Annotated in this window: 18 protein-coding genes; 7 read left to right on the top strand and 11 right to left on the bottom strand. The window is 68.4% G+C overall.

The features are described 5' to 3' along the window. Positions 1 to 11 precede the first annotated feature (11 nt). The gene (locus tag HWY45_RS28785; protein WP_059883840.1) at positions 12 to 2,336 is read right to left on the bottom strand and encodes an FdhF/YdeP family oxidoreductase; all 2,325 of its coding nucleotides are present in this window, start codon (positions 2,334 to 2,336) and stop codon (positions 12 to 14) included. A 141-nt stretch (positions 2,337 to 2,477) separates the two neighbouring features. Between HWY45_RS28785 and HWY45_RS28780 the strand changes: the two genes are divergently transcribed. Beyond that, a complete protein-coding gene (locus HWY45_RS28780) occupies positions 2,478 to 3,914 on the top strand; it encodes an aminotransferase-like domain-containing protein (RefSeq protein WP_059883841.1) in 1,437 nt (478 codons plus the stop codon). An 86-nt stretch (positions 3,915 to 4,000) separates the two neighbouring features. On the opposite strand, the gene HWY45_RS28775 is transcribed toward HWY45_RS28780, so the two are convergent. Then, complete coding sequence (locus HWY45_RS28775) at positions 4,001 to 4,324, bottom strand: hypothetical protein (RefSeq protein WP_059883879.1); 324 nt, start codon at positions 4,322 to 4,324, stop codon at positions 4,001 to 4,003. A 617-nt stretch (positions 4,325 to 4,941) separates the two neighbouring features. Between HWY45_RS28775 and HWY45_RS28770 the strand changes: the two genes are divergently transcribed. Beyond that, positions 4,942 to 6,300 carry an MFS transporter gene (locus HWY45_RS28770; RefSeq protein ID WP_059565649.1) on the top strand — a complete coding sequence of 453 codons (1,359 nt, stop codon included), beginning with the start codon at positions 4,942 to 4,944 and terminating at the stop codon, positions 6,298 to 6,300. Positions 6,301 to 6,379: 79 nt separating this feature from the next. Here HWY45_RS28770 and HWY45_RS28765 read toward each other — a convergent pair whose 3' ends face one another. Beyond that, a complete protein-coding gene (locus HWY45_RS28765) occupies positions 6,380 to 7,126 on the bottom strand; it encodes a carbonic anhydrase family protein (RefSeq protein WP_059565650.1) in 747 nt (248 codons plus the stop codon). A gap of 234 nt (positions 7,127 to 7,360) precedes the next feature. Between HWY45_RS28765 and HWY45_RS28760 the strand changes: the two genes are divergently transcribed. Continuing rightward, complete coding sequence (locus HWY45_RS28760; RefSeq protein WP_059565652.1) at positions 7,361 to 7,807, top strand: cupin domain-containing protein; 447 nt, start codon at positions 7,361 to 7,363, stop codon at positions 7,805 to 7,807. 71 nt (positions 7,808 to 7,878) lie between these two features. Here the strand turns inward: HWY45_RS28760 and HWY45_RS28755 are convergent, their stop codons facing one another. The 5 genes from HWY45_RS28755 to HWY45_RS28735 all read right to left on the bottom strand — a co-directional run bounded on the left by HWY45_RS28755 (position 7,879) and on the right by HWY45_RS28735 (position 11,387). Then, positions 7,879 to 8,442, bottom strand: coding sequence for an isochorismatase family protein (locus HWY45_RS28755; protein ID WP_059883843.1), 564 nt, complete (start codon positions 8,440 to 8,442; stop codon positions 7,879 to 7,881). A gap of 56 nt (positions 8,443 to 8,498) precedes the next feature. Further along, entirely contained in the window at positions 8,499 to 8,942 is a 444-nt protein-coding gene (locus tag HWY45_RS28750) for a MarR family winged helix-turn-helix transcriptional regulator (protein WP_059883844.1), read from the bottom strand. Between the two features lie 119 nt (positions 8,943 to 9,061). After that, positions 9,062 to 9,298 (bottom strand): DUF7661 family protein, encoded by a 237-nt coding sequence (locus tag HWY45_RS28745; protein WP_059565655.1) that lies wholly within the window; start codon positions 9,296 to 9,298, stop codon positions 9,062 to 9,064. A 44-nt stretch (positions 9,299 to 9,342) separates the two neighbouring features. After that, complete coding sequence (locus HWY45_RS28740) at positions 9,343 to 10,413, bottom strand: serine hydrolase (RefSeq protein ID WP_059883845.1); 1,071 nt, start codon at positions 10,411 to 10,413, stop codon at positions 9,343 to 9,345. A gap of 71 nt (positions 10,414 to 10,484) precedes the next feature. Continuing rightward, positions 10,485 to 11,387, bottom strand: a complete 903-nt coding sequence (locus tag HWY45_RS28735; protein WP_059883846.1) for a LysR family transcriptional regulator — start codon at positions 11,385 to 11,387, stop codon at positions 10,485 to 10,487. A gap of 475 nt (positions 11,388 to 11,862) precedes the next feature. Here HWY45_RS28735 and HWY45_RS28730 point away from each other — a divergent pair, with 475 nt between their 5' ends. Next, positions 11,863 to 12,138 carry a helix-turn-helix domain-containing protein gene (locus HWY45_RS28730; RefSeq protein WP_059810289.1) on the top strand — a complete coding sequence of 92 codons (276 nt, stop codon included), beginning with the start codon at positions 11,863 to 11,865 and terminating at the stop codon, positions 12,136 to 12,138. Between the two features lie 55 nt (positions 12,139 to 12,193). Here the strand turns inward: HWY45_RS28730 and HWY45_RS28725 are convergent, their stop codons facing one another. The 3 genes from HWY45_RS28725 to HWY45_RS28710 all read right to left on the bottom strand — a co-directional run bounded on the left by HWY45_RS28725 (position 12,194) and on the right by HWY45_RS28710 (position 18,107). Next, positions 12,194 to 12,937: a transporter gene (locus HWY45_RS28725; protein ID WP_059883847.1), complete on the bottom strand. Its 744-nt coding sequence runs from the start codon at positions 12,935 to 12,937 to the stop codon at positions 12,194 to 12,196. A gap of 76 nt (positions 12,938 to 13,013) precedes the next feature. Next, positions 13,014 to 15,776 carry a magnesium-translocating P-type ATPase gene (gene mgtA, locus HWY45_RS28720; RefSeq protein WP_081069851.1) on the bottom strand — a complete coding sequence of 921 codons (2,763 nt, stop codon included), beginning with the start codon at positions 15,774 to 15,776 and terminating at the stop codon, positions 13,014 to 13,016. A gap of 690 nt (positions 15,777 to 16,466) precedes the next feature. Next, a complete protein-coding gene (locus HWY45_RS28710) occupies positions 16,467 to 18,107 on the bottom strand; it encodes a S8 family peptidase (RefSeq protein ID WP_059883849.1) in 1,641 nt (546 codons plus the stop codon). Between the two features lie 505 nt (positions 18,108 to 18,612). On the opposite strand from HWY45_RS28710, the gene HWY45_RS28705 reads away from it, so the two are divergent. The 3 genes from HWY45_RS28705 (at position 18,613) to ilvD (ending at position 23,562) form a co-directional block, all read left to right on the top strand. Continuing rightward, positions 18,613 to 19,509, top strand: a complete 897-nt coding sequence (locus tag HWY45_RS28705; protein WP_059883850.1) for a glutamate/aspartate ABC transporter substrate-binding protein — start codon at positions 18,613 to 18,615, stop codon at positions 19,507 to 19,509. 162 nt (positions 19,510 to 19,671) lie between these two features. Continuing rightward, a complete protein-coding gene (locus HWY45_RS28700) occupies positions 19,672 to 21,534 on the top strand; it encodes a methyl-accepting chemotaxis protein (protein WP_059883851.1) in 1,863 nt (620 codons plus the stop codon). A gap of 168 nt (positions 21,535 to 21,702) precedes the next feature. Further along, entirely contained in the window at positions 21,703 to 23,562 is a 1,860-nt protein-coding gene (ilvD, locus tag HWY45_RS28695; RefSeq protein ID WP_059883852.1) for a dihydroxy-acid dehydratase, read from the top strand. Positions 23,563 to 23,582 lie beyond the last annotated feature (20 nt).

Raw genomic sequence — 23,582 nt, 5'->3', positions numbered from 1 at the left:
GCCGGTTCTCCTCAGGCGGCCTGCGACGCCGGCGCCGCGGCGCGGTGCAGCAGCACCGGCACCGATTTCGAGGTCGGCGTGTTGCAGACGTCGCCGACGCTGTCGAGCGGCACGAGCGGGTTCGTCTCCGGATAATACGCGCCGATGCAGCCGCGCGGAATGTCGTACTCGACCAGCAGGAAGCCGTCGGCGCGCCGCTCGATGCCGTCGTGCCACACCGTTTCCATGTCGACCCAGTCGCCGGCCTTCAGGCCGAGCATCGCGAGATCGTCCGGATTGGCGAACACGACGCGGCGCTGGCCGAACACGCCGCGATAGCGGTCGTCGAGCCCGTACACGGTCGTGTTGTACTGGTCGTGGGAGCGGGTCGTCATCAGTGTCATCAGGCGCTCGCCGTGCAGCGCGCGGGCGCGCTGGATCGGCGTGTCGGTCGGCAGCGCGTGCGCGATGAAGTTGGCCTTGCCCGTGGGCGTGAGCCATTCGCGGTCGCGCGACGCGACGCGCAGGTGGAAGCCGCCCGGCTTCGCGATGCGCGCGTTGTAGTCGTAGAAGTCGTCGAGGGTGGCCTCGATCGCGTCGCGGACCTTCGCGTAATCGTCCTTGTACGCGAGCCAGTCGATCTTGTCGCTGCCGAACACCGCGTGGCCGATGTGCGCGACGATCGCCGTTTCCGACATCAGGTTCGGCGAAGCGGGTTTGTTCATCCCGTACGACACGTGCACCATGCTCATCGAATCCTCGACGGTCACGCCCTGCGCCACGTTGTCCTGCAGGTCGATCTCGGTGCGGCCGAGCGTCGGCAGGATCAGCGCGTCCTGGCCGTGGACGAGGTGGCTGCGGTTCAGCTTCGTCGTGATGTGCACGGTGAGCGCGCAGCGGCGCAGGCCTTCCCAGGTGCGCGGCGTGTCCGGCGTTGCCATCGCGAAGTTGCCGCCCAGGCCGATGAACACCTTCAGGTGGCCCTCGAGCATTGCCTCGATCGTCTCGACGACGTCGTAGCCGTGCTCGCACGGCGGCGCGAAATCGAACACCTTGCCGAGCCGGTCGAGGAACGCCTGCGACGGCTTTTCCTCGATGCCGACCGTGCGGTTGCCCTGCACGTTCGAATGGCCGCGCACCGGGCACAGGCCCGCGCCGGGGCGGCCGATGTTGCCGCGCATCAGCATCAGGTTGGTCAGCATCTGCACGGTCGCGACCGAATGCTTGTGCTGCGTGAGGCCCATCCCCCACGTCGCGATCACGCGCTCGCTGCGTGCGTAGAGCCGCGCGAGGCCGTCGATCTGCTCGTACGACACGCCGCTTTCGGCGGTGAGCGCCGACCAGCTTTCGTTGCGCAGGTCGTCGGCGAACGCGTCGAAGCCGGTCGTGTGCTCGGCGATGAACGCGGTGTCGAGCACGCGCGCGGCGCCGTTCTTGCGCGCGTCGTCGTCGAATTCCAGCACGCGCTTCGCGATCCCCTTGATCAGCGCGAAATCGCCGCCGAGGGTCGGCTGGATGAACGTCGACGCGATGTTGGTGCCCGACATCGTCAGCATCTCGATCGGGCTTTGCGGATCCGCGAAACGCTCCAGCCCGCGCTCCTTCAGCGGGTTGATCGACACGATCGTCGCGCCGCGCTTCGCGCACTCGCGCAGTTCGCCCATCATCCGCGGATGGTTCGTCGCGGGGTTCTGGCCGAAGATGAACAGCGTGTCCGCGTGCTCGAAATCGTCGAGCGTGACCGTGCCCTTGCCGACGCCGACCGACGGCGGCAGCCCGCGGCTCGTGGCCTCGTGGCACATGTTCGAGCAGTCGGGGAAGTTGTTCGTGCCGAAGCGGCGCACGAACAGCTGGTACAGGAACGCGGCCTCGTTGCTCGCGCGGCCGGACGTGTAGAACGCGGCCTGGTTCGGGTCGGGCAGCGCGTGCAGGTGGCGGGCGATCAGCGCGTACGCGTCGTCCCATGCGATCGGCACGTAGCGGTCGGTGCGCGCGTCGTAGACCATCGGGTCGGTGAGGCGGCCGTGCTGCTCGAGTTCGTAGTCGGTCTGTTCGAGCAGCTCGGTGACCGTGTGCGCGGCGAAGAACGCGGGCGTCACGCGCTTGCTCGTCGCTTCGGCCGCGACGGCCTTCACGCCGTTCTCGCAGAACTCGAAGGTCGACGCATGCTTGCGGTCGGGCCACGCGCAGCCGGGGCAGTCGAAGCCGTCCGGCTGGTTCTGGCGGAACAGCGTGCGGTAATTGCTGCCGGACACCTTCTCCTTGATCAGGTTGACCGTGACGGCCTTGAGCGCCCCCCAGCCCGCGGCGGGATGGGTGTACGGCTCGATGCGTGCGTTGGCGGGTTTCTTTTTCATGATGCGGGTGTCGGGGGGAGCGATGGATGCAGGTTACGCGCGGGCCGTTGCACGCTGCGTGTACACCTGTTCATCCCGAAAAAGAGTACAGTTGCGCGAAACTGATGCATTGCAGAACAGAACTGTACGTGTGAAAGCAAAGTGAAAGAGAGCCGCGCGAAGCGCTACGACAAACTGGCCGACGATCTGCAGGCGCAGATCGAGAACGGCGTCTACCGGCCGGGCGAACGGATCCCGTCGGTACGGCAGGCGAGCCGCCAGCACCGGCTCAGCATCACGACCGTGCTGCGGGCCTACCTGGTGCTCGAAAGCCGCGGGCTGATCGAAAGCCGGCCTCAGTCCGGCTATTTCGTGAAGGCGCGCACCGGGCGCGACGCCGTGCTCGAGCTGCACCTGTCGACGCCGGTGGCGACGTCGTCGGCCGTCGACGTGAGCCGGCTCGTGCTGTCGACGCTGCGCTCGATCGCGCGCGACGACGCGGTGCCGCTCGGCTCGCCGTACCCCGACGCGACGCAGTTTCCGGTGCAGCGGCTCGCGCGGCATGCGCAGGCGATCGCGCGGCGGCGCACCCGCTGGGGCGTGATCGACGACCTTCCGCCGGGCAACCAGGAACTGATCCGGCAGATCGCGCGGCGCTACCTGGAAAGCGGGATTCCGGTGGAGCGCGACGAGATCGTCGTGACGATCGGTGCGACGGAGGCGATCAACCTGTGCCTGCAGGCGGTCGCGCGCCCGGGCGACACGATCGCCGTGGAATCGCCGACGTTCTACGCGATGCTGCACGCGATCGAACGCATGGGCATGCGCGCGATCGAGGTGCCGACGCATCCGGACGACGGCATCGATATCGACGCGCTCGCGCAGATTCTCGAACGCGAGCCGATCGCCGCCTGCATGGTGATGCCGAATTTCCAGAATCCGCTCGGCTTCCAGATGTCCGACGCGCGCAAGCGCGCGCTCGTCGAGCTGCTCGCGAAGCATCGGGTGCCGGCGATCGAAAACGACGTCTACCAGGAGCTGTACTACGGCGACGCGCGGCCCAGCGCGTTGAAGTCGTTCGACCGGGAAGGGCTCGTGCTGCACTGCGCGTCGTTCTCGAAGAGCCTGTCGCCCGGCTACCGGATCGGCTGGGCGATGCCCGGGCGGTATCGCGACCAGGTCGAGAAGCTGAAATTCCTGAACACGCTCGCGACGCCGGTGACCGAGCAGCTCGCGATCGCCGAATACCTGAAGCACGACGGCTACGACTTCCACCTGCGGCGGATTCGCAAGCAGTACGCGCAGCAGGCGAACCTGATGAGCGCGATTGTGCGGCGCTTCTTCCCGGAAGGCACGCGGTTGTCGCACCCGCAGGGCGGCTACGTGCTGTGGGTCGAGCTGCCGCCGCAGGTCGACGCGATGCGGCTGTACCAGCTCGCGCTCGCGCAGCGCATCACCGTCGGGCCCGGCCACATGTTCTCGGCCGGCGGGAGCTACCACCATTTCATCCGGCTGAATTACAGCTATCCGTGGTCCGCGCAGATCGAGCAGGCGCTGAAGACGCTCGGGCGGCTGGCCGGGGAGTGCGCGAGCGGGTGAGGCGCGCGCCGCGGGTTGCGTTCGCGCGCTTCGGCGCGTCGCGTCACCGGTGGGTCGCCGCCGATGCGGCCACGGCTGCGCGGCGCTTATTCCGGATACGCGTCGTGGATCTTGAGGTTCGCGAGCCGGAAGATCGTGCGCAGCGTCTGCGGATGGATTTCCCGGCGCGCCGCGAGCGACGACAGGATGTAGTCGAGCACCTTCGCATACTTGAGCAGCACGAGCCCGGACTCGAGATCGGCATGGCCGGCGCGCATGCGTTCGGCCATCTGCAGCATGTCGGCCGACAGCATGTGCGCCATGTGGATTTCCATCCGTTGTTTTTCGCTCCAGGCCGCTTCCGGTTGCTCGAGCAACCGGTTCATGAACGCCTGGAATTGCGCATCTGACTGATTCGGCAGCGCACCCATAGTGACCCCGTTGTGTTTTTTTGCGAGCGCGTCCGTGGACGGGCCCTGCGGTTTCCCCGTATCCGCGCCGATCGCGGCGCGGTGCTTGTGCCGGACGGGATGCAGAATCCGTACCAGCGTCGCCAGCCACGCGCGGCGCAGGCGGCGCGCGCGGCCCGGCAACGGCCGCCGGCGCTTGCCGGCCGGCGGTTCGGCGCAACGCGCGCGCGGATGCAACGGCCCGTGTGCGGCGTGCGACGGCGGCCGGAATGCGGTCGGATGGGCGAAATCGTTCACGGATGTAACGTAACGGCGGGAACAGCGCGTATGCGCGGCGGCGATGCGCGCGCCGATCGATCGGCATCGACGGCTGCCGGGCAGGGGCGCGTTTTCCCGGATCGAACCGTCGCAGCATTGATGGGCGGCGCATTCCGGCAGCACGATCAGGGGCGGCGAAGCATCCGCCCGGTCAAGCAGGCTTCGTGAAAGCAGCGCGATCGGCGCTGGCGATTCGCGACGGGGTGGGCCGAAGGTTTCAGGCTTGTATCGTCTTCATCGGGCACGAATGCGGCGACGCCGGAACCCCCCGCATACAAGATGGTCCATACATCTATTGCCCTTCTTCAAGGGGACGCAAAATGGCTGCCATGCAACCCGGGGCCACGCCCCTCTCCGACGAGGAGGCCCGGCGCCAGTTGCGCCGCGCCGTCGTCGCCAGCACGGTCGGCACGACGATCGAATGGTATGACTTCTTCCTCTACAGCACGGTCACCGGCCTCGTCTTCGCCAAGCTGTACTTCCCCCAATCCCACCCGCTCGTCGGCACGCTGCAGGCCTTCCTGATCTATGCGGTCGGCTTCGTCGCGCGGCCGGTCGGCGCCGCGATCTTCGGCCATTACGGCGATCGCATCGGGCGCAAGGCCACGCTGATCGTCACGCTGCTGCTGATGGGGCTCGCCACCTTCGCGGTGGCCTTCGTGCCGACCTATGCGGCGATCGGCATCTGGGGCGCGGTCGCGCTCACGGTGCTGCGCTTCATCCAGGGTGTCGGCGTCGGCGGCGAATGGGGCGGCTCGGTGCTGATGTCGATGGAATGGGCGCGCACCAACGCGCACCGCGGTTTCGTGGCCGCCTGGCCGCAGTTCGGCGTGCCGGCCGGGCTGTTCCTCGCGAATCTGGCGGTGCTCGCGATGAGCTGGATCTCCGGCAGCGCATTCCTGACGTGGGGCTGGCGCGTGCCGTTCCTCCTGAGCATCGTGCTGGTCGCGATCGGCCTCTACATCCGCCTGAACATTCTCGAGACGCCGATCTTCGCGCGGCTGCTGGCCGAGCACCGGATCGAGAAGGCGCCGATGCTCGAAGTGATCCGTCGCCAGCCGAAGGACATCGTGCTTTCCGCGTTCGCGCGGATGGCCGAGCAGGCGCCGTTCTACATCTTCACGGCCTTCGTGTTCACCTACGGCGTGTCGACGCTGGGCGCGTCGCGCAACCTGCTGCTGATCGCGGTGCTCGCGGCGTCGGTGGTCGAGTTCGTCACCATTCCGCTGTTCGGCCACGTGTCCGACGTGATCGGGCGGCGGCGGATGTACATGATCGGCGCGGCCGTCGCCGGGCTGTTCGGTTTCCTTTATTTCGCGATGGTCGATACCCGGGACCCGGTGCTGATCTTCGCGGCCATCGTGCTGTCGCTGGTGCCGCACGCGATGATGTACGGGCCGCAGGCCGCGCTGATCGCCGAGTCGTTCACCGGGCGGCTGCGCTACAGCGGCGCGTCGCTCGGCTACCAGCTGGCGTCGGTGATCGCGGGCGGGCCCGCGCCGCTGATCGCGACCGCGCTGTTCGCCTACTACCATTCGGGCTACGCGATTGCGGCGTACGTGCTGGTGTGCGCGGCGATCAGCCTGATCGCGGCGTCGCGGCTCGGGGATTACACCAACAAGGACATTTCGCGGGAATACGACGACGTGCACGGCGGGCATGCGCCGCCGGTCGCGTGACGTCCCCGCGATGCCCGCAGCGGCGCCGATCGTTCGCGCGCGTGGCCGGCGCGCGCGCCGAACGATGCGGCCGACGTGATCACCCGAGGAATTCCAGCGCGCCCGTGCCGAGGTTGTACATCGCGCCGACGATCCTGATCTTGCCGCCGGCTTCCAGCTCGGCGAGCACCGGGCTGTCCCGGCGGATGCCGGCGAGGGTCAGCTCGACGTTCTTGCGCGCGACGGCGTCCACGAACGCGTAGTTCGTCGCGGTCCGCTCGCCGTCGTACCGGGTGGCCTGCACCGCGGGCTTGATCTTCGCCAGCAAGCCGGTGAGATTGCCGAGCTCGGCATCGGCAATCGCGCCCTTGATCGCGCCGCACGCAGTGTGTCCCATCACGACGACGACTTTCGCGCCGGACAGCTTGCACGCGAATTCCATGCTGCCGAGGATGTCGCTGTTCCCGATATTGCCCGCGACGCGGCAGTTGAAGATGTCGCCGATCCCGAGATCCATGATCACTTCCGCGGGCGCACGCGAGTCGATGCAGCTGAGCAGCACGGCCGCGGGATACTGCCCGCTCGCGCTGGCGCGCTGTTCGCGAAGGTAGTTGCGGGCCTTGCGCTCGCCTTTCTGGAAGCGCGCGTTGCCTTGCTTCATCACCTCGATGATCTGTTCCGGCGTCATGCGCTCGCGCTGTGCCTTCGTCAACGCATCGGCGCGCGCCGTCAGCACGGCAAGCGGGCCGGCGGCGAACCCGGCCACCGACGCGGCGCCGGCGAGCCGCAGAAAGTGACGGCGGCCCGAATGGCCGTAATGCTTCGGATATTCGAAGGTGTCGCACATGGGGTTGTTCCTCTTCCTGGGCGACCGGCTCGCGCTGCCCGGCGTCGGATTGAACCACTATAGCCCGCGGCCTGCGGGGTTCAAGCGAATCGCGCGACGCACCTTGCGCGCGTTTCTCGACAGACGAATGCGTCGTGACGCGATTGGGGAAAGCGACGTTTTTCGCCCACCTGCGATTGCCTACACTCAATAGCAGCGGGTGAGGACGAACCCCGCGACGATCAGGGAGCGGAAATGAATGCCACGGAAGCAGCTTCGACCGACGCGATCGCGGTCGGGGAATTGATCATTCGATATCTGGTAGACGGAACGGCGACCGGCGGAATCGGCGTATTCGAGCTGACCGTGCCGCCGGGCGCGCAGGTGCCGCCGCCGCACAGCCACGCGCGGAACGAGGAGTGCGTGTACGCGTTGTCAGGGACGCTGCGCTACTCGGTCGACCGTGTCGTGCGAGAACTCTCGCCCGGCGACTGCATGTTCACGCCGCGCGGCTCGGCCCATTACTTCAGCAATCCCCATGAGGAAACCGCGCGTGCGCTGGTCGTCATGTCGCCCGACATCGGCGCGCGGTATTTCCGCGACATCGCGGCGGTCGTAAAGGCGGGCGGGCCGCACAACCGTGAACGGCTCGTCGAGGTGATGGTGCGCTACGGACTGGCGCCCGCGAAGCCGGCGATGTAGCCGCTTGCGCGGCCGCCGGCACGAATCGTCAGCGCATTTCGCGAGCGCCGGCCGGCGCGACCGAAGCGCGCTCAGGCATCGAGCGTATCGAGCCGCGCGACGATCTCCCGCGCCGACGCCGTCTCGCCGAGCCGCGGGAAAATCCGCGCGATGCTGTTCGCGTGCGCATCCGCGTTCAGGTCGGTCATCGCGTCGACGGCGAGCGTCACGTTGTAGCCGAGTTCGAACGCGTGGCGCGCGGTCGACTCGACGCCGATGCTCGTCGCGATGCCGGCCAGCACGACCTGCGTGACGCCCGCGGCCCGCAGGTGCGCGTCGAGGCCGGTGGCGGTGAATGCGCCCCAGGTGCGCTTGGTCACGACATGGTCGTTCGGTTGCCGGTTCAGTTCGGGCACGAGCTCGGCCCAGTCCGGCGGCAGCGGCCCCTTGAGGCCCGGCTGCATCGTGCGGCCCGGCGCGCCGCCGGCCACGTTCACGAGCACGACCGGCAGGCCCCGGCGGCGGAACGCGCCGGCCAGCTCGGCGGCGTGCTCGATGACGTCGGCGGCCGGATGCGCGGTGGGGAGGGCGGCGATGCCTTTCTGAAGATCGATGACGATCAACGCCGAATTCGAATCGAGGGCGATTGCGCTCATGGACGACTCCTGTAGGGGCGACGGGAGCATGGCGGCACGCGTGCCGCCTTCGGGATTCACGACTCGCCGAGCCGCCTGATCAGCGGGATCGCGGCGGCGAGCGTGTGCATCTCTTCGGGGTCGAGCCTGGCGAGCGCGGCCTGGAGCCATGCGCGCTTCGCGACGGTGCGCTGCTGCCGCTCGTCGATGCCGGCGCGGGTCAGCAGGAACAGGATCTGGCGACCGTCGGTCGGATGCGGCTCGCGCTGCACGAGCCCCTCGTTCTTGAGGCTCGCGAGGATCGTCTTCATCGACTGCGGTTTCATCGACTCGGCGCGGGCGAGCTCGGCGGTCGTCATCGGCCCGTTCTGCTCGAGGCGCGCGAGTGCGCTCAATTGCGACAGCGTCAGCCCGCTCGAATCGACCTCGGAGCGCAGCCGGCGGATGAGCTGCCCGACGGCCAGCGTCAGGTCGTCGACGACGGTTTCGGCGCAAGCGCCGGTTTTGCGTGGGCGTGTCATGGGCGGATCATAGAAGAACGCAGTTTAACTTGCAAGTTAAACTGTCGATTTGCGCGAGACGGGCGATCGCCCGAAAGGGTTGTGTCGGCGCTGCCGATCGATGAAGGGAAAGGGTGGCGCTAGTCGCGTCCGGCCGGCGTGACGAGCGTGACCTGATCGTAGCGCGGCGTCGCGTTCTCGTGCAGCAGGTCGCCGATGTACTGCGCGAGCTCGTCCGCCGGGATCGCATCCGGAATCTGCAGGTTCGCGCGGCGCCGCTTGCCTTCGGTGCCGAGATCGAACACCACCCAGCGATCCCGTTCGCGCACCACCGCAATCAGTCGTCCGAACGCGTTGAAGCGGTATTCGTCCTTCATTGCATCGCTCCCGAGGGTTGATCGATTCTCGTGTGCCGTCCAGGTCACATCAGCGAGCAGGCGAGCCAGCGGCGGATCGTCTGCGCATCGCGCGTCACGCCGGCGCGCGTCGGCGCGCCGAGCAGCACGATGGTTTCCGGGCGGCCATGCACGTGCATGCGCATCACGACGCCATGGCCGGCCTCGTTGATGAAGCCGGTCTTCTGCACCTGGATGGGCCACTGGCCGTAGCGTACCAGCGGATCGGAGTTCACGTAGCGCAGCGTGCCGCGGCCGGGCTGCACGGTGCCCGACCTGGCCGTCGAGAAGCGCCGGATCAGCGGATCGCGCGCGGCGGCGTCGACGAGCCGCGCGAGTTCCTCGGCGGTCGACACGTTGCGCGGCGACAGGCCGGTCGCCTCGTGAAAGCGCGTGCGGCGCATGCCGAGCCGGCGCGCTTCCCGGTTCATCGCGGCGACGAACGCGGGGCGGCCGCCCGGATAGTCGCGGCTCAGCGCCGCCGCCGCGCGGTTCTCCGACGACATCAGTGCGATGCGGTGCATGTCGCGGCGCGACAGCATCGAGCCCACCGACAGCCGCGAATGCGTGAACTTGATCGCGTCGCGATCGTGCGCGGTCACGCGCAGCATGCCGTCCAGCGGGCGGCCCGCATTGCGCGCGACGACCGCCGTCATCAGTTTCGAGATCGACGCAATCGGCCGTACCGTGCGCGCGTTGCGGGCCAGCAGCGGCGTGCCGCTGCGCACGTCGAGCACGTAGACGGCGCGTGAATGCAGCGCATTGACCGCGCGCGGGCTGTAGCCGCAACTCGCAAGCAGGCGGGGCCCGGGCGCCGCGCGATGGCGGGCGGGCAATGCGCGCTTCGTGTGGCGCGGATGCTGCGCGGGTGCGATGTGCGGCTTGGCCGCGTGATGGCGCACACGGGGGCGGCGATGCTTGGCGCGCCTGGCGTGCGCGGCCGGCTTCTTCAGCTTGGCTGCCGTCACATGGCGCTGGGCGGGGCGGTGTTCGACGCGGTGCGCGGACGCGTTCGACATGAGCGCGCACAGCAGGATCGACGCGATGATGAGTAGAAGGGTCCGGGCGCGGGGCGCGCGCGCGTGGGTGCCAGACAAGCGGCAATCTCCTGGTTTCACTCGGGCGAGGGCGCCGCGCCGTGCGCGCGGCGGCGAAAGGGTGCAGGGGATTATAAGGTCGATTGCGCGGGCAACGATCCGGGGCGCTTCATCGCGGCGCGCACGAACGACACGAAGCGCAGCGTCACGGGGTCGTCGCGCATGGACGGCCACGCGAGCCCGACGCGCCATTTCGCGTGCCGGCCGGGCAGCGGCAGCACCGTTGCGTCGCGCAGCAGATGCTGCGCGCGCGAAGGAATGAACGCGACGCCGACGCCCGCGGCGACCGACGTGAGCACCGACTGCACGTCCTCGGCCTGCTGCGTCACGTTCGGCACGAAATGGCGTTCGACGCACCACCGGTCGACCTGCGCGGCGAGCCCGGCGCCGCGCGCACGCTGCAGCGCGATGAAGCCGATTTCGTTGAGTGCCTCGAGATTCGCCGGCAGGCGCGTGTATCGCAGGTGCGGCGGCAACGCGAGCGCGAGCGATTCGTCGACCATCTTGAACGACGACAGGCCTTCGCCCGGCGGCAGGCGCATGAAGCCGGCGTCCAGCTTGCCGGCCAGGATGCGGCGCGTCTGCTCGGCGGAAGACAGGTCGCTCAGCGTGACGGCAACCTCCGGATGCTGGCGCCGGAACTCGGCGATGAGCCGCGGCACGATCGTCAGCACCGACAGGCAGATGCCGATGCGCAGGTGGCCGCGCCGGCCGCTGCTGGCTTCCCGCGCGCGCATCAGGATGTCGTCCGCGTCGCGCACGAGCGCCTGCGCGTCGGACAGGAAGCGCTCGCCGAACGGCGTGAGCTCCGCGCCGTGCCGGCCCCGTTCGAACAGCTTGCCGCCGAGGCTGGATTCCAGCGCGCCGATCTGCTTGCTGAGCGCCGGCTGGCTCATGTGCAGCGCTTCCGCCGCGCGGCTGAAATGGCGCAGCTCGGTCACCGTCAGGAACGTTCTGAGCAGTTTCAATTCCATTCTTGAAAGGAATCGTATCGGTCAAAACATTCATTTTACGGATCGAACGGCCGCGTGTTCAATACGGGCATGTCCTTGCCGAAACTCCTCGCCATGTCGCCTTGTCATTCGATGTCCGGTCCGGCCGATGCGGCCGGCGAACCTGCCGCCGCGGCCGGCGGCGAACCCGGCGCCGCGCCTGCCGCCAATGCCGCGCCGCGCAACGGACGCGGCCGGCGCGTGCGCTTCGGAGATGCAATACCCGACGCGCCGCCGCGCGCGGCGACGGGCTCGATCGCGATCAGCTTCGCCGTCGTATCGCGCCGGCACTGGCCGCGATGAATGCGGGCGCGTGATCGCCATGCAGTCGCGGTGGAAGCGGTATAGTGTGTCCGCCATTGTCGTCCGGCTCACGCCGGCGCAGTGTGATGGCCGGCAGGATGCCGGGCTGTATCTTGTCGAACGCCACGTTCGCGCTCTCTGCCACACGGAACCGATGACCACCGAACAGAACGAAGACGACCTCGACCCCGCGCTCGTCGCGATCCTCGCGTCGCTTTACGAAGCGGCGAACGATCCCGCCGGCAAGCCGTGGTCGCTGCCCAAGCTCGCGAAGCGCGTGCAATTGCCGATGAGCACGCTGCGCCGCGTGCTGACCCAGCTCGACGCCGGCGGCCTCACGGTGACGACCTTGCACGAAGACGGCACGGGCAGCGCCGCGCTGACCGCCGAAGGGCGCGCGCTGTGCGCACAGCTTTTCGACGCGGGATGAAAAATGGCGGGCTGCCGAAGCAGCCCGCCATCGGATCACGCGCAGTGCCGGCGCGTCACCAGCGCGCCGTCAATCCCGCCATCACCGAATGGTCGTAGGTCTGGTCGTTCAGCCCGCGGCGATATCCGACGTCGAGATCGAGCCAGCTGACGGGCGAGTAGATCGCGCCCACGATCGCGAACGCCGGGTTCGCACCGGCGCCGCGCTGCGGATTGCGCGACATGCCGACGTCGACCGCCAGCTGCAGCCGGTCCGTCGCGCGGTAGAGCGCCGCGCCGGACACCTGCCACAGCGATGTCAGTTGATCCTGCCGGTTCGGCTGATACGTGTATCCCGCATTCGCGAGAAACGAAAACCGCGCGACGTCGAACTGCGCGAGCATCGTCGCGCCGGCGCCCACGCGGCCGGTGCCGAGCCCGCGCCGGTCGTCGCCGGTCGGCATCGTCAGCTTCGGCTTGAGCGCCAGGGTGAACGGCCCGTGCTCGACGAAGCGCCATTTCATCCCCACCTCGACGTCGCCGAACCCCGAGCCGTTCTCGTCGGAGCGCGTCTGTACGTGCGTATAGGGCGCGTTGACGTAAATGTCGAGCCGGTCGCCGAACCCGCGCGTCAGCGTCGAATTCCACATTTGCTGGCGGCCGATGTCCGGCTGCTTCGACGTGGCCTCGGTATTCAGTTCGAGCTGCCAGTGCGCATTGCCCTGGGTGCTCGTGTCGTCGCTGACGAGCGGATGGGTCGCATGGGCGCCCACCGGCGCGAACAGCGTGCTCGCGACGGCGAGCGGAAGCATCTTTTTCATTGCATCACCTGGGAAGCATGGTGCGCGGCAGGCCCGCTCGTGTTGCACGGGCCTGCCGGCATTCAGAGGGCGGGAATCAGAACCACTGCTTGTAGCGGCGCACGTAGATCGTCTTGACCGTCTGCGCGAGCAGGATGTAGCCGACCATCGTCGCGACGAGCCACAGCCAGTAGCTGCCCGGCAGGTGCATGAAGCCGAGCGCATTCGCGAACGGCGAGAACGGCAGCCAGCAGCCGATCGCGATCGCCGTGACCGTCGACAGCAGCACCGGCAGCGACGCGGTGCTCTGCAGGAACGGAATCTTCTGCGTGCGCAGCAGGTGCACGACGAGCGTCTGCGACACGAGGCTTTCGATGAACCAGCCGGAATTCATCACGACCTGGCCGCCCGCGCCGCCTTGCAGGTGATACAGCGCGCCCGCGCCGAACACGAACCACATCAGCAGGTACGTCGTGATGTCGAACACCGACGACGTCGGCCCGACCCACAGCATGAAGCGGCTGATGTTGCCCGCTTCCCACTTGCGCGGCTTCTTCAGGAACTCGGGGTCCATCTTGTCCCACGGCAGCAGCATCTGCGACGTGTCGTAGACGAGGTTCAGCACGAGCAGCTGCGTCGCGAGCATCGGCTCCCACGGCAGGAACGCGCTGGCGACGAGCACCGAGAACACGTTGCCGAAGTTCGAGCTGGCCGTCATGTTCAGGTACTTGAGGATGTTGCCGAACGTTTCGCGGCCCTTGATCACGCCTTCCTCGAGCACCATCAGGCTTTTCTCGAGCAGGATGATGTCGGCGGTTTCCTTCGCGATGTCCGCGCCGCTGTCGACCGAGATGCCGACGTCGGCGTCGCGCAGCGCGGGCGCGTCGTTGATGCCGTCGCCGAGGAAGCCGACGGTGTGGCCGTTGGCCTGCAGCGCCTTGACGATGCGCGCCTTCTGCAGCGGCGTGAGCTTCGCGAACACGGTCGTGCGTTCGACCACCTGCGCGAGCGTCGCGTCGTCGAGCGCATCGATCTCGGTGCCGAGCATCGGCTTGCCGGGATTGAGCCCGACCTGGCGGCACACCTTCATCGTGACGGTCGGATTGTCGCCGGTCAGCACCTTCACGGCGACGCCGTTCTCGCGCAGCGCGGCGAGCGCGGGCGCGGCCGATTCCTTCGGCGGATCGAGGAAGGTCAGGAAGCCGCGCACGACGAGGTCGCGCTCGTCGGCGGTGCGGTACTGCTCGCGTTCGTCGCCGCGCGGGATCGCGCGCGTGGCGAGCACCAGCACGCGGAAGCCGTCCTCGTTGTAGGCGTTCGCCTGTTCGAGCAGCCGCTTGCGGGCGACGAAATCGAGCGGGCGCACGCCGTCCTCGTCCTGAACGTGGGTCGACACCGCGAGCATTTCCTCGACCGCGCCCTTGCAGATCAGCGTATGCGTGCCGCGCGCATCCTCGACGACGACCGACAGCCGGCGCCGCACGAAATCGAACGGCAGCTCGTCGATCTTCTTGTAGCCCTGCGGCTTCACGCGCTCGCCGATCTCGTTCGCGCGGGTGACGATCGCGATGTCGATCAGGTTCTTCTGGCCGCTCTGGTGATGACTGTTCAGCCAGCCGAGCCGGAGGATCTCCTCGTTCTTGTGGCCCGACAGGTCGAGATGGTGCTCGAGGATGATCTTGTCCTGCGTGAGCGTGCCGGTCTTGTCGGTGCACAGCACGTCCATCGCGCCGAAATTCTGCACCGAGTTCAGGCGCTTGACGACGACCTTGCGGCGCGCCATCGCGACCGCGCCGCGCGCGAGGTTCGCGCTGACGATCATCGGCAGCATCTCGGGCGTCAGGCCGACGGCCACCGCGAGCGCGAAGGTGAGGGCGCTGAGCCAGTCGCCCTTGGTCAGCCCGTTGATCATGAAGACGACCGGCACCATCACGAACATGAACTTGATCAGCAGCCAGCTCACGCTCGCGACGCCGCGGTCGAAGCTCGTCTCGATGCGCTTGTGGCTGACGACGTTGCGCGCAAGCGAGCCGAAGTAGGTGTCCTCGCCGGTCGCGACGACCACCGCCGTCGCGGTGCCGCTCACGACGTTGGTGCCCATGAAGCAGACGTTCCCGAGATCGAGCAGCGACAGCGACGCATCGTTCGAGGCGGCCGCGGGCGCATTGGCCGACTTGCCGGAGACTGCGCCGAGCGTGTCGTATTTCTCGACCGGCAGCGCTTCGCCGGTCAGCACGGCCTGGCTGATGAACAGGTCGCGCGACGCGATCAGGCGCACGTCGGCGGGAATCATGTCGCCGGCCGACAGGTGCACGATGTCGCCGGTCACCACCTCGCGCATCGGAATGTCGCGCCGCGTCGGCTCGGCGGTGTCGGCCACCGCGCGCTGCACGGTCGCGGTCGTGCGCACCATTGCCTTGAGCTTCTCGGCGGCGCGCAGCGAGCGGAATTCCTGCACGAAGCGCAGCAGCGCGCTGATCGTCACCATCGTCAGCAGGATCGTCATGCCGACGTAGTCGCGATCGTCGGGCGCCGCGAAGTAGACGTCGGTGCAGAAGCTGATCGCGGCGAGCACCAGCAGCACGTAGACGAACGGGTTGTGGAACGACATCAGCAGCTGGCGAGCCCAGTGCGGCGGCTTGTCGTGTGCGATCTCGTTGGGGCCGTAGTATTGCAGGCGGTCGGCGGCCTGCTCGTAGGTGAGGCCGCGGGTGCTGGCGCCCAGCACCTTCAGCGTTTCTTCGAGCGGGCGGGCCGCTTCCTGCGCGGCGCGCATGATGTGCGGTGCGGCTTGCCGGCCGGCGCCGCCGGTCTTGATGAAACCGCGTTGCTTCTTGTGAGAGGGGTTGCGTTGCGTCATGTGTTGCTCCTTGCGCGCGAGGCGGCGGGCGGGGCGCGCACGTTATCGACGAACGAACGCTCCCCGCCGCGTCGCGTCGGGCGCGATCGGCTGTTGATCGATGAATGGGGGAACGCTCGCCGGCGCGGCACGCGCGATCAGGCAGGCCGTGCGCGTGCGCGCACCGGCGAGCGGTAATCGACTACTGTCGTCAGAGTTCATTGGCACTCCTGTCGGTCGTGGGCTGGCGGCACGGGCGATCGGTGGCGGTGCGTGCGCGGCGGCACACACGCCGGACGGCGCGCGAACGGATTGCGCACGCAGCGGTGCTGCGCGCGGCACGAGCGTGCACGGGGCCGCGCGAGCGGTCGCGTGTCGTTCGAAAAAATCGGCGGGAATCTGGCCGGTCAGGCCGGAAGGGCGCCGCATCCTGCTTCCCGGGATGCGGCAGAAGACGAGGCTCTGCGCGTTTTCCTCAGGCAGCAGTCAAGTTGGCCGAGCGCCAACTACAACTCGCATCGGTGTTCACAGAACACTCCAGGTAATTAGACGGGGGCGATGGTAAAGGGTCGCACTGCGAAGCGTCAACCCTTTTTGTCGGACATTTTGCGCGGCAGCCCGACGAAGCGCGACCCGTCCGGCGGCCGGAAACGAAGCGGGCCTTCGGCATGCCGCCGAAGGCCCGTGCGTGGCCGTGTCGCGGGCGGGGCGTTACTGCACCGCGGCCGTCACGGCGGCCGACGCATCGAGGATGCCGGCGCCCGCCGGGAGCGCCGAGCACGCCGTGCCGGCCGCGAGCTTCGTCGCGCGCGCGCCGCCCTGCAGCTTCTGCTGGATCTGCGCGGGCGTGAGGTTGCCGTTCACGGCGAGCATCAGCGCCGCGACGCCCGACACCTGCGGCGTCGCGAGGCTCGTGCCGTTCGCGACGCCGTAGCCGTCCGCGCCGGGCACGGTCGTCCCCGTGTTCGACGTCGACAGGATGTTGACGCCGGGCGCGCTCAGCGAGACATCGGCGCCGAAGTTGCTGAAGATCGCGCGCCGGCCGCTTGCGTCGTTCGCGCCGACGCTGATCACGCCGCGGCAGTTGGCCGGCTGGTCGAGCGCGGTGGCGAGGCCGTCGTTGCCGGCCGCGACGATGACGGTCACGCCGCGCGCGGTCACGTCGTCGATCGCCTGCTGGAACGTCTGGCTGCACGGGCCGGTGCCGCCGAGGCTCAGGTTGATGATCTTGGCCGGCGTCGGGTTCGTCGGCGCGCCGCTGACCGCGATGCCGGCCGCCCAGCGCATCCCGTCGGCGATGTCGCTCGTCACGCCGCCGCACTTGCCGAGCACGCGCACCGGCAGGATCCGGCCGAGCCACGACACGCCGGCGACGCCGATGTTGTTGTTCGCGGTCGCGCCGATGACGCCCGCGACGCGCGTGCCGTGCCAGCTGCTGTTGCTCGGCTCGTTCGCGCAGTGATAGAACGGGCCGCCGACGGTGTCGATTTCCTGTTGCGTGACCCAGTCGCCCGGGTCGGACGCGTCGGCGCCGCGCCCCTGGCCGTTGTTGCTCGTGTGGACGTTGCTGATGAAGCTGTAGCCGGGCAGCAGGTTGCCGGCGAGATCGGGGTGCGAAAGGACGCCGGTGTCGAGCACCGCGGTGACCACGGTCGGCGAGCCTTTGGTGCGGTTCCACGCGGGCGGCACGTTGATGCCGGCCGTCGGGTCGGACAGGTACCACTGCTGGCTGTACGACGGATCGGTCGGAATGTCGCGCACGCGCATCCGGCCGTCCGGTTCCGCATAGTCGACGTCGGCGTCGGCGGCGAACACCTGCGCGAGCGCGGCCGCGTCGGCGGCCGGGATCGACTGGCCGAGCGCGAGCACGGCCGCGCCGCTCGTCATCGTCCGTTCGACCTGGACGTTCAGCTGCGTGCGCCCGGTCGTGCTGGCAAACGCGCGCGCGCTGCCGGCCGGCGCGACCCATTGGCTCATCGCGCGCTGGATCACGGCATCGAAGCGCGACCCGGTGTTGGCGGCCGCCATCGCGTGCGCGGCGCTCGACGTCTTCAGGCGGACGATCAGGTGATCGACCGGCGGCTCGTCGGCCGCGACCGTCATCTGGGCCATTTGCGCAGCGGCTTGCTGCGCCGAGCATGAGTTGCTGTTGTTCGTCGTCGGCGCGGGCGCCGGGGCGGGCGACGGGGCCGGGGCGGGCGCCGGCGCGGCGGCGGACGGCGACGGGCTGCTGTCGCCGCCACCGCCGCCGCATCCGGCGATCGGCAGCAGCGCGGCGGCGGACAGCAGGCCGGCGAGGGCGCGTGCATGGGTCAATCGGGCCACGGCGGGATTGAAACGTTTGGCGTTCATAGTGAACTGGATCCTCGTAGGTAGCCGTTGTGCCGGCGTTGGCGGTCGGGCCGGCGAGGCCCGATGGCCGGCCGCGATGGCGGCGGCTTCGGCGGGCGGTCGGCCTGACTTGTTGTTCTCGGGCGGCCGGGCAACGGGTGCTGCGGCGCGCCATGCACTGGGTAACGGCCGGCGCGGCGGCTTCTTGAGCACGTTTCAAAAGAAAGAATTAGGGTCGCGCAAACGATAGCGTTGCTGCGCACCCGCACGAACACGCGTTTGGAACGAATGATCGGAGGCGGCAGCCGGCGCCCGCGCCACGCACGGCGCGACAAGCCCGGCGGGCGACGGGCGGCGGCGTCGTTGCGGCATTGCGGGAGGACGGCCCGGCGGCCTTTTGGGGGCAGATGTCAGCGGTGCGAGGCCGCCGTCTGCGACGGCGCGCAACGTTGCGCTTTCCCCGATGTGGCGCGATTTTGGCGAGCGTAGGATCGGGGTTCGACCCACTATCCGTCAGGAGACAAGCATGGACCGTCGCTACCGGTGGCTGGCCCTGGCCGTGTCGTTCGCGCTGTCAGGCGCCGCGCACGCGCAGGCACTCACGGGCACGCTGAAGAAGATCAAGGAGACGGGCGTCGTGTCGCTCGGCATCCGCGAATCGTCGGTGCCGTTCTCGTATTCGGACAACCAGCAGAAGAACATCGGCTATTCGCGGGACATCGCGTCGCGCATCGTCGATCAGCTGAAGACGGAGCTGAACCTGCCGGGCCTCGCGGTGAAGGAGATCCCGATCACGTCGCAGAACCGCATTCCGCTGCTGCAGAACGGCACGATCGATTTCGAATGCGGCTCGACGACGAACACGCTCGAGCGGCAGAAGCAGGCCGCGTTCTCGAACAGTATCTTTCTCTACGGCATCCGCTTCAGCACGCGCAAGGATTCCGGCGTGAAGGACTTCGCGGACCTCGCGGGCAAGACGGTCGCGACGACGGCCGGCACGTCGGACGAGCGGCTGCTGCGCAAGCTGAACGAGGAGAAGAACATGAACATGACGATCATCAGCGCGAAGGACCACGCCGAGGCGTTCATGAACGTGACGACCGGGCGCGCGGTCGCGTTCGTGATGGACGAGCCGCTGCTGTACGGCGAACTCGCGAAGGACCGGACGCCGGGCGCCTACACCGTGACGGGCACGCCGCTCGTCCACGAGAACTATGCGTGCATGCTGCGCAAGGACGATCCGGCATTCAAGCACGTCGTCGACGGCGTGATCGCGAAGCTGCAGACCTCCGGCGACGCGGAGAAGCTCTACAACCGCTGGTTCACGCAGCCGATCCCGCCGAAGGGCATGAACCTGAACTATCCGCTGTCCGCGGAGATGCGGCAGCTGTTCAAGAACCCGACGGATCAGGCGCAGTACTGAGCGGGAAGGGCCGGCCGGGCGCGCGCGATCGTTGCGCGCTCAACGGCCGCCCTGAACATCTCCATGGAGTGATACCGACTATTTGCGCGTAGCCATGCCGTTTCGCCGCGGCGTGCCGATAACTCATGCTGGCTACGATCGAGCGACTGTCGGGGATATTCCATGCACTTCTGGCGCAAGCTTTCCATCCAGAGAAAGCTGGTTTTGAGCATGACCAGCTGCCTGCTGGTCTTTGTGGCGATTTCGAGCGGGCTGAGCGTCCGGCTGATCGGCAGCACCGTGCGCGAGCGCGTCGTGCAGGACGAACTGCCGACCGTGCTGAACAGCATCCGCGCGGACGTGCAGCGCCAGCTCGCCGGGCCGGTCGCCGCGTCGCGGCTGCTGGCAGGCGATGCCTTCCTGCTGCAGTGGGAAGCCGACGGCGAACCCGAGGCCGGCACGCGCAACTGGATGCGGCTCGCGGAGAACGTGAAGGCGCAGCAGAAGGCCGCATCCGTGCAATGGGTGTCGACGGCGAGCGGCAACTACTACACCGAGGGCGGCCTGCAGCGCAAGCTCGGCGACCACGACCGCTGGCTGACGGCGTTCCTCGCATCCGGCAAGCCGTTCGAAGTCAACATGGATCGCGACGTGACGGCCGGCGGCTACATGATGTTCATCAATGCGCGCGTGGAAAGCGGCGGCAAGCCGCTGGGCGCGTCCGGCATGAGCCTGTCGGTGGACGCGCTGGCGCGGGGCATCGCCGCCTACCGGCTCGGCGAGAGCGGCTTTGCGTACCTCGTGCGCCCGGACGGCGCGATCATGATGCATCGCGATACGTCGCTGATCGACGGCAAGCACTTCCTGACGGAGCAGGCCGGGCTGCCGCGCGACGCGGCCGGCGTGCTGCTGGCCGGCAAGCCGTACGCGTACCTGAGCCATGCGGCGCCGGGCGGCGAGCGCTTCGTCGCCACGTCGTTCATTCCCGAGGTGAACGCGTACGTGGTCGTCGAGGTGCCGGAGGCGGAGCTGCTCGGCCCCGTCACGCGCGCGATCCGCAACGCCGCCGTGGTGGCCGCCGTCGCCGGCATGGGCGTGGCGCTGGCGGTGATCCTGCTGGTCGGCCGCGCGATCGCCGCGCCGATCCGGCGCGCGGCGGACCTGCTCGACGAAATCGCCAGCGGGCAGGGCGACCTGACCCGCCGCATGACGGTCGAGGGGCAGGACGAGATCGGCCAGCTGTCGGACGCGTTCAACCGCTTCGTGTCGTCGCTGGGGACGCTGGTCCACCGCGTGCGGGCGGCGTCCGCGTCGATCGCGACCGGTTCCGCGCAGATCGCGACGGGCAACGCGGATCTCAGCGAGCGCACCGAAGGACAGTCGAGCAACCTGGAGCGGACCGCGTCGTCGATGGAGCAGATCACCGCCGTCGTGAAGAACAACACGGAAACCGCCCGCACGGCGGCCCGGATGATCAACGGCGCGTCCGACGCCGCGGTGCGGGGCGGCCAGGTGGTGGGCGAGGTCGTGGCCACGATGGCGCAGATCAGCGACGCGTCGCAGCGGATCTCCGAAATCATCGTGCTGATCGACAGCATTTCGTTCCAGACCAACATCCTCGCGCTCAACGCGGCGGTGGAAGCGGCGCGCGCCGGCGAGCAGGGCCGCGGCTTCGCGGTCGTGGCCGCCGAGGTGCGCAGCCTCGCGCAGCGCAGCGCGCAGGCGGCCAAGGAGATCAAGGCGCTGATCGAGCACAGCGCGGGGACGGTCAGCGCCGGCTCGCGGCTCGTGGTCGAGGCGGGCGAGGTGATGCGCGACGTGGTGGCGCAGGTGCAGGGCGTCACCACGCTGATGAGCGAGATCGCCGAGGCGAGCCAGGAGCAGAGCGCGGGGATCGACCAGATCGGCGGCGCGGTGCAGTCGCTCGACGAGATGACGCAGCAGAACGCGGCGCTGGTGGAAGAGAGCGCGGCGGCGGCGGAGAGCCTGCGGCAGCAGGCGGCGGACCTGACCCGATTGGTGGCGGCGTTCAAGGTCGATGCGTGACGGCGCCCGCGCCGCCCGGCGGCGGGCGCAGGCCGCACGCGAGCGGGACGGTATGGGATAATGCGCGTTTTGCCCGGAGCGCAGCTCAAGAGGTTGTTCGCAAGGGCGCGCAGGGGCCTTTATTCCCGTGGCCCGCTTCCTTTCCGCGATAATTCTTCAGCAACCACAATGCCCGCATACCGTTCCAAAACCTCCACCGCCGGCCGCAACATGGCAGGGGCGCGCTCCCTGTGGCGCGCCACCGGCATGAAAGACGAAGATTTCGCGAAGCCGATCATCGCCGTCGTCAACTCGTTCACCCAGTTCGTGCCCGGCCACGTGCACCTGAAGGATCTCGGCCAGCTCGTCGCGCGCGAGATCGAGGCCGCGGGCGGCGTGGCCAAGGAATTCAACACCATCGCGGTCGACGACGGCATCGCGATGGGCCACGACGGCATGCTGTATTCGCTGCCGAGCCGCGACATCATCGCGGATTCCGTGGAATACATGGTGAACGCGCACTGCGCCGACGCGATGGTGTGCATCTCCAACTGCGACAAGATCACCCCCGGCATGCTGATGGCCGCGATGCGGCTCGACATCCCGGTGATCTTCGTGTCCGGCGGCCCGATGGAAGCCGGCAAGACGCGCCTCGCCAACCCCATCACCAAGACGGTCGAGCTGAAGAAGCTCGACCTGGTCGACGCGATGGTGATCGCGGCCGACTCGGCCTATTCCGACGCGGAAGTGGCCGAGGTGGAGCGCTCCGCGTGCCCGACCTGCGGTTCGTGCTCGGGCATGTTCACGGCCAACTCGATGAACTGCCTCACCGAGGCGCTGGGCCTGTCGCTGCCCGGCAACGGCACGGTGGTGGCCACGCATGCGGACCGCGAGCAGCTCTTCAAGCGCGCCGGCCGCCGCATCGTCGAGCTGACCCGCGAATACTACGAGCAGGAGAACGCGCGCGTGCTGCCGCGCGCGGTGGGCTTCAAGGCGTTCGAGAACGCGATGACGCTGGATATCGCGATGGGCGGCTCGACCAACACGATCCTGCACCTGCTGGCGATCGCGCGCGAGGCGGGCATCGATTTCACGATGACCGACATCGACCGCCTGTCGCGCGTCGTGCCGCAGCTGTGCAAGGTCGCGCCGAACACCAACAAGTACCACATCGAGGACGTGCACCGCGCGGGCGGCATCATGGCGATCCTCGGCGAGCTCGACCGCGCCGGCAAGCTGCATACCGACGTGCCGACCGTGCACGCGCCCACGCTCAAGGACGCGCTCGACCAGTGGGACATCGTCCGCACGCAGGACGACGCGGTCCGTAACTTCTACCTGGCCGGCCCGGCCGGCATTCCGACGCAGGTGGCGTTCAGCCAGGACACGCGCTGGCCGAGCCTGGATCTCGACCGCGCCGAAGGCTGCATCCGCTCGTACGAGCACGCGTTCTCGAAGGAAGGCGGCCTGGCCGTGCTGACGGGCAACATCGCGCTCGACGGCTGCGTGGTGAAGACGGCCGGCGTGGACGAGAGCATCCTCGTGTTCGAGGGCTCGGCTCACGTGACCGAATCGCAGGACGAGGCGGTCGAGAACATCCTCAACGACAAGGTCAAGGCCGGCGACGTGGTGATCGTGCGCTACGAAGGCCCGAAGGGCGGCCCCGGCATGCAGGAGATGCTGTACCCGACGAGCTACATCAAGTCGAAGGGCCTCGGCAAGGCATGTGCGCTGCTGACGGACGGCCGTTTCTCGGGCGGCACGTCGGGCCTGTCGATCGGGCATTGCTCGCCCGAAGCGGCGGCGGGCGGCGCGATCGGGCTCGTGCGCGACGGCGACCGGATCCGCATCGACATTCCGAACCGGACGATCGACGTGCTGCTGTCCGACGAGGAACTCGCGCGCCGGCGCGAGGAGCAGAACGCGAAGGGGTGGAAGCCTGCGAAGGCGCGTCCGCGCAAGGTGTCGGCGGCGCTGAAGGCGTACGCGAAGCTGGTGATGTCGGCGGACAAGGGCGCGGTGCGCGATGTGTCGCTGCTGGATGACTGATCTGGCGACGGGCTAGTGCC

The organism is Burkholderia stagnalis (assembly GCF_902830275.1).
GTDB classification, from domain to species: domain Bacteria; phylum Pseudomonadota; class Gammaproteobacteria; order Burkholderiales; family Burkholderiaceae; genus Burkholderia; species Burkholderia stagnalis.
This window is presented reverse-complemented; position numbering and strand designations above follow the sequence as displayed.

Coding starts and splice junctions, on each gene's coding strand:
- ilvD (WP_059883852.1), top strand. CDS start 21,703: ATGCCCGCATACCGTTCCAAAACCTCCACCGCCGGCCGCAACATGGCA.
- HWY45_RS28765 (WP_059565650.1), bottom strand. CDS start 7,126: ATGTGCGACACCTTCGAATATCCGAAGCATTACGGCCATTCGGGCCGC.
- HWY45_RS28760 (WP_059565652.1), top strand. CDS start 7,361: ATGAATGCCACGGAAGCAGCTTCGACCGACGCGATCGCGGTCGGGGAA.
- HWY45_RS28775 (WP_059883879.1), bottom strand. CDS start 4,324: ATGGGTGCGCTGCCGAATCAGTCAGATGCGCAATTCCAGGCGTTCATG.
- HWY45_RS28785 (WP_059883840.1), bottom strand. CDS start 2,336: ATGAAAAAGAAACCCGCCAACGCACGCATCGAGCCGTACACCCATCCC.
- HWY45_RS28745 (WP_059565655.1), bottom strand. CDS start 9,298: ATGAAGGACGAATACCGCTTCAACGCGTTCGGACGACTGATTGCGGTG.
- HWY45_RS28725 (WP_059883847.1), bottom strand. CDS start 12,937: ATGAAAAAGATGCTTCCGCTCGCCGTCGCGAGCACGCTGTTCGCGCCG.
- HWY45_RS28710 (WP_059883849.1), bottom strand. CDS start 18,107: ATGAACGCCAAACGTTTCAATCCCGCCGTGGCCCGATTGACCCATGCA.
- HWY45_RS28735 (WP_059883846.1), bottom strand. CDS start 11,387: ATGGAATTGAAACTGCTCAGAACGTTCCTGACGGTGACCGAGCTGCGC.
- mgtA (WP_081069851.1), bottom strand. CDS start 15,776: ATGACGCAACGCAACCCCTCTCACAAGAAGCAACGCGGTTTCATCAAG.
- HWY45_RS28705 (WP_059883850.1), top strand. CDS start 18,613: ATGGACCGTCGCTACCGGTGGCTGGCCCTGGCCGTGTCGTTCGCGCTG.
- HWY45_RS28770 (WP_059565649.1), top strand. CDS start 4,942: ATGGCTGCCATGCAACCCGGGGCCACGCCCCTCTCCGACGAGGAGGCC.
- HWY45_RS28755 (WP_059883843.1), bottom strand. CDS start 8,442: ATGAGCGCAATCGCCCTCGATTCGAATTCGGCGTTGATCGTCATCGAT.
- HWY45_RS28750 (WP_059883844.1), bottom strand. CDS start 8,942: ATGACACGCCCACGCAAAACCGGCGCTTGCGCCGAAACCGTCGTCGAC.
- HWY45_RS28730 (WP_059810289.1), top strand. CDS start 11,863: ATGACCACCGAACAGAACGAAGACGACCTCGACCCCGCGCTCGTCGCG.
- HWY45_RS28700 (WP_059883851.1), top strand. CDS start 19,672: ATGCACTTCTGGCGCAAGCTTTCCATCCAGAGAAAGCTGGTTTTGAGC.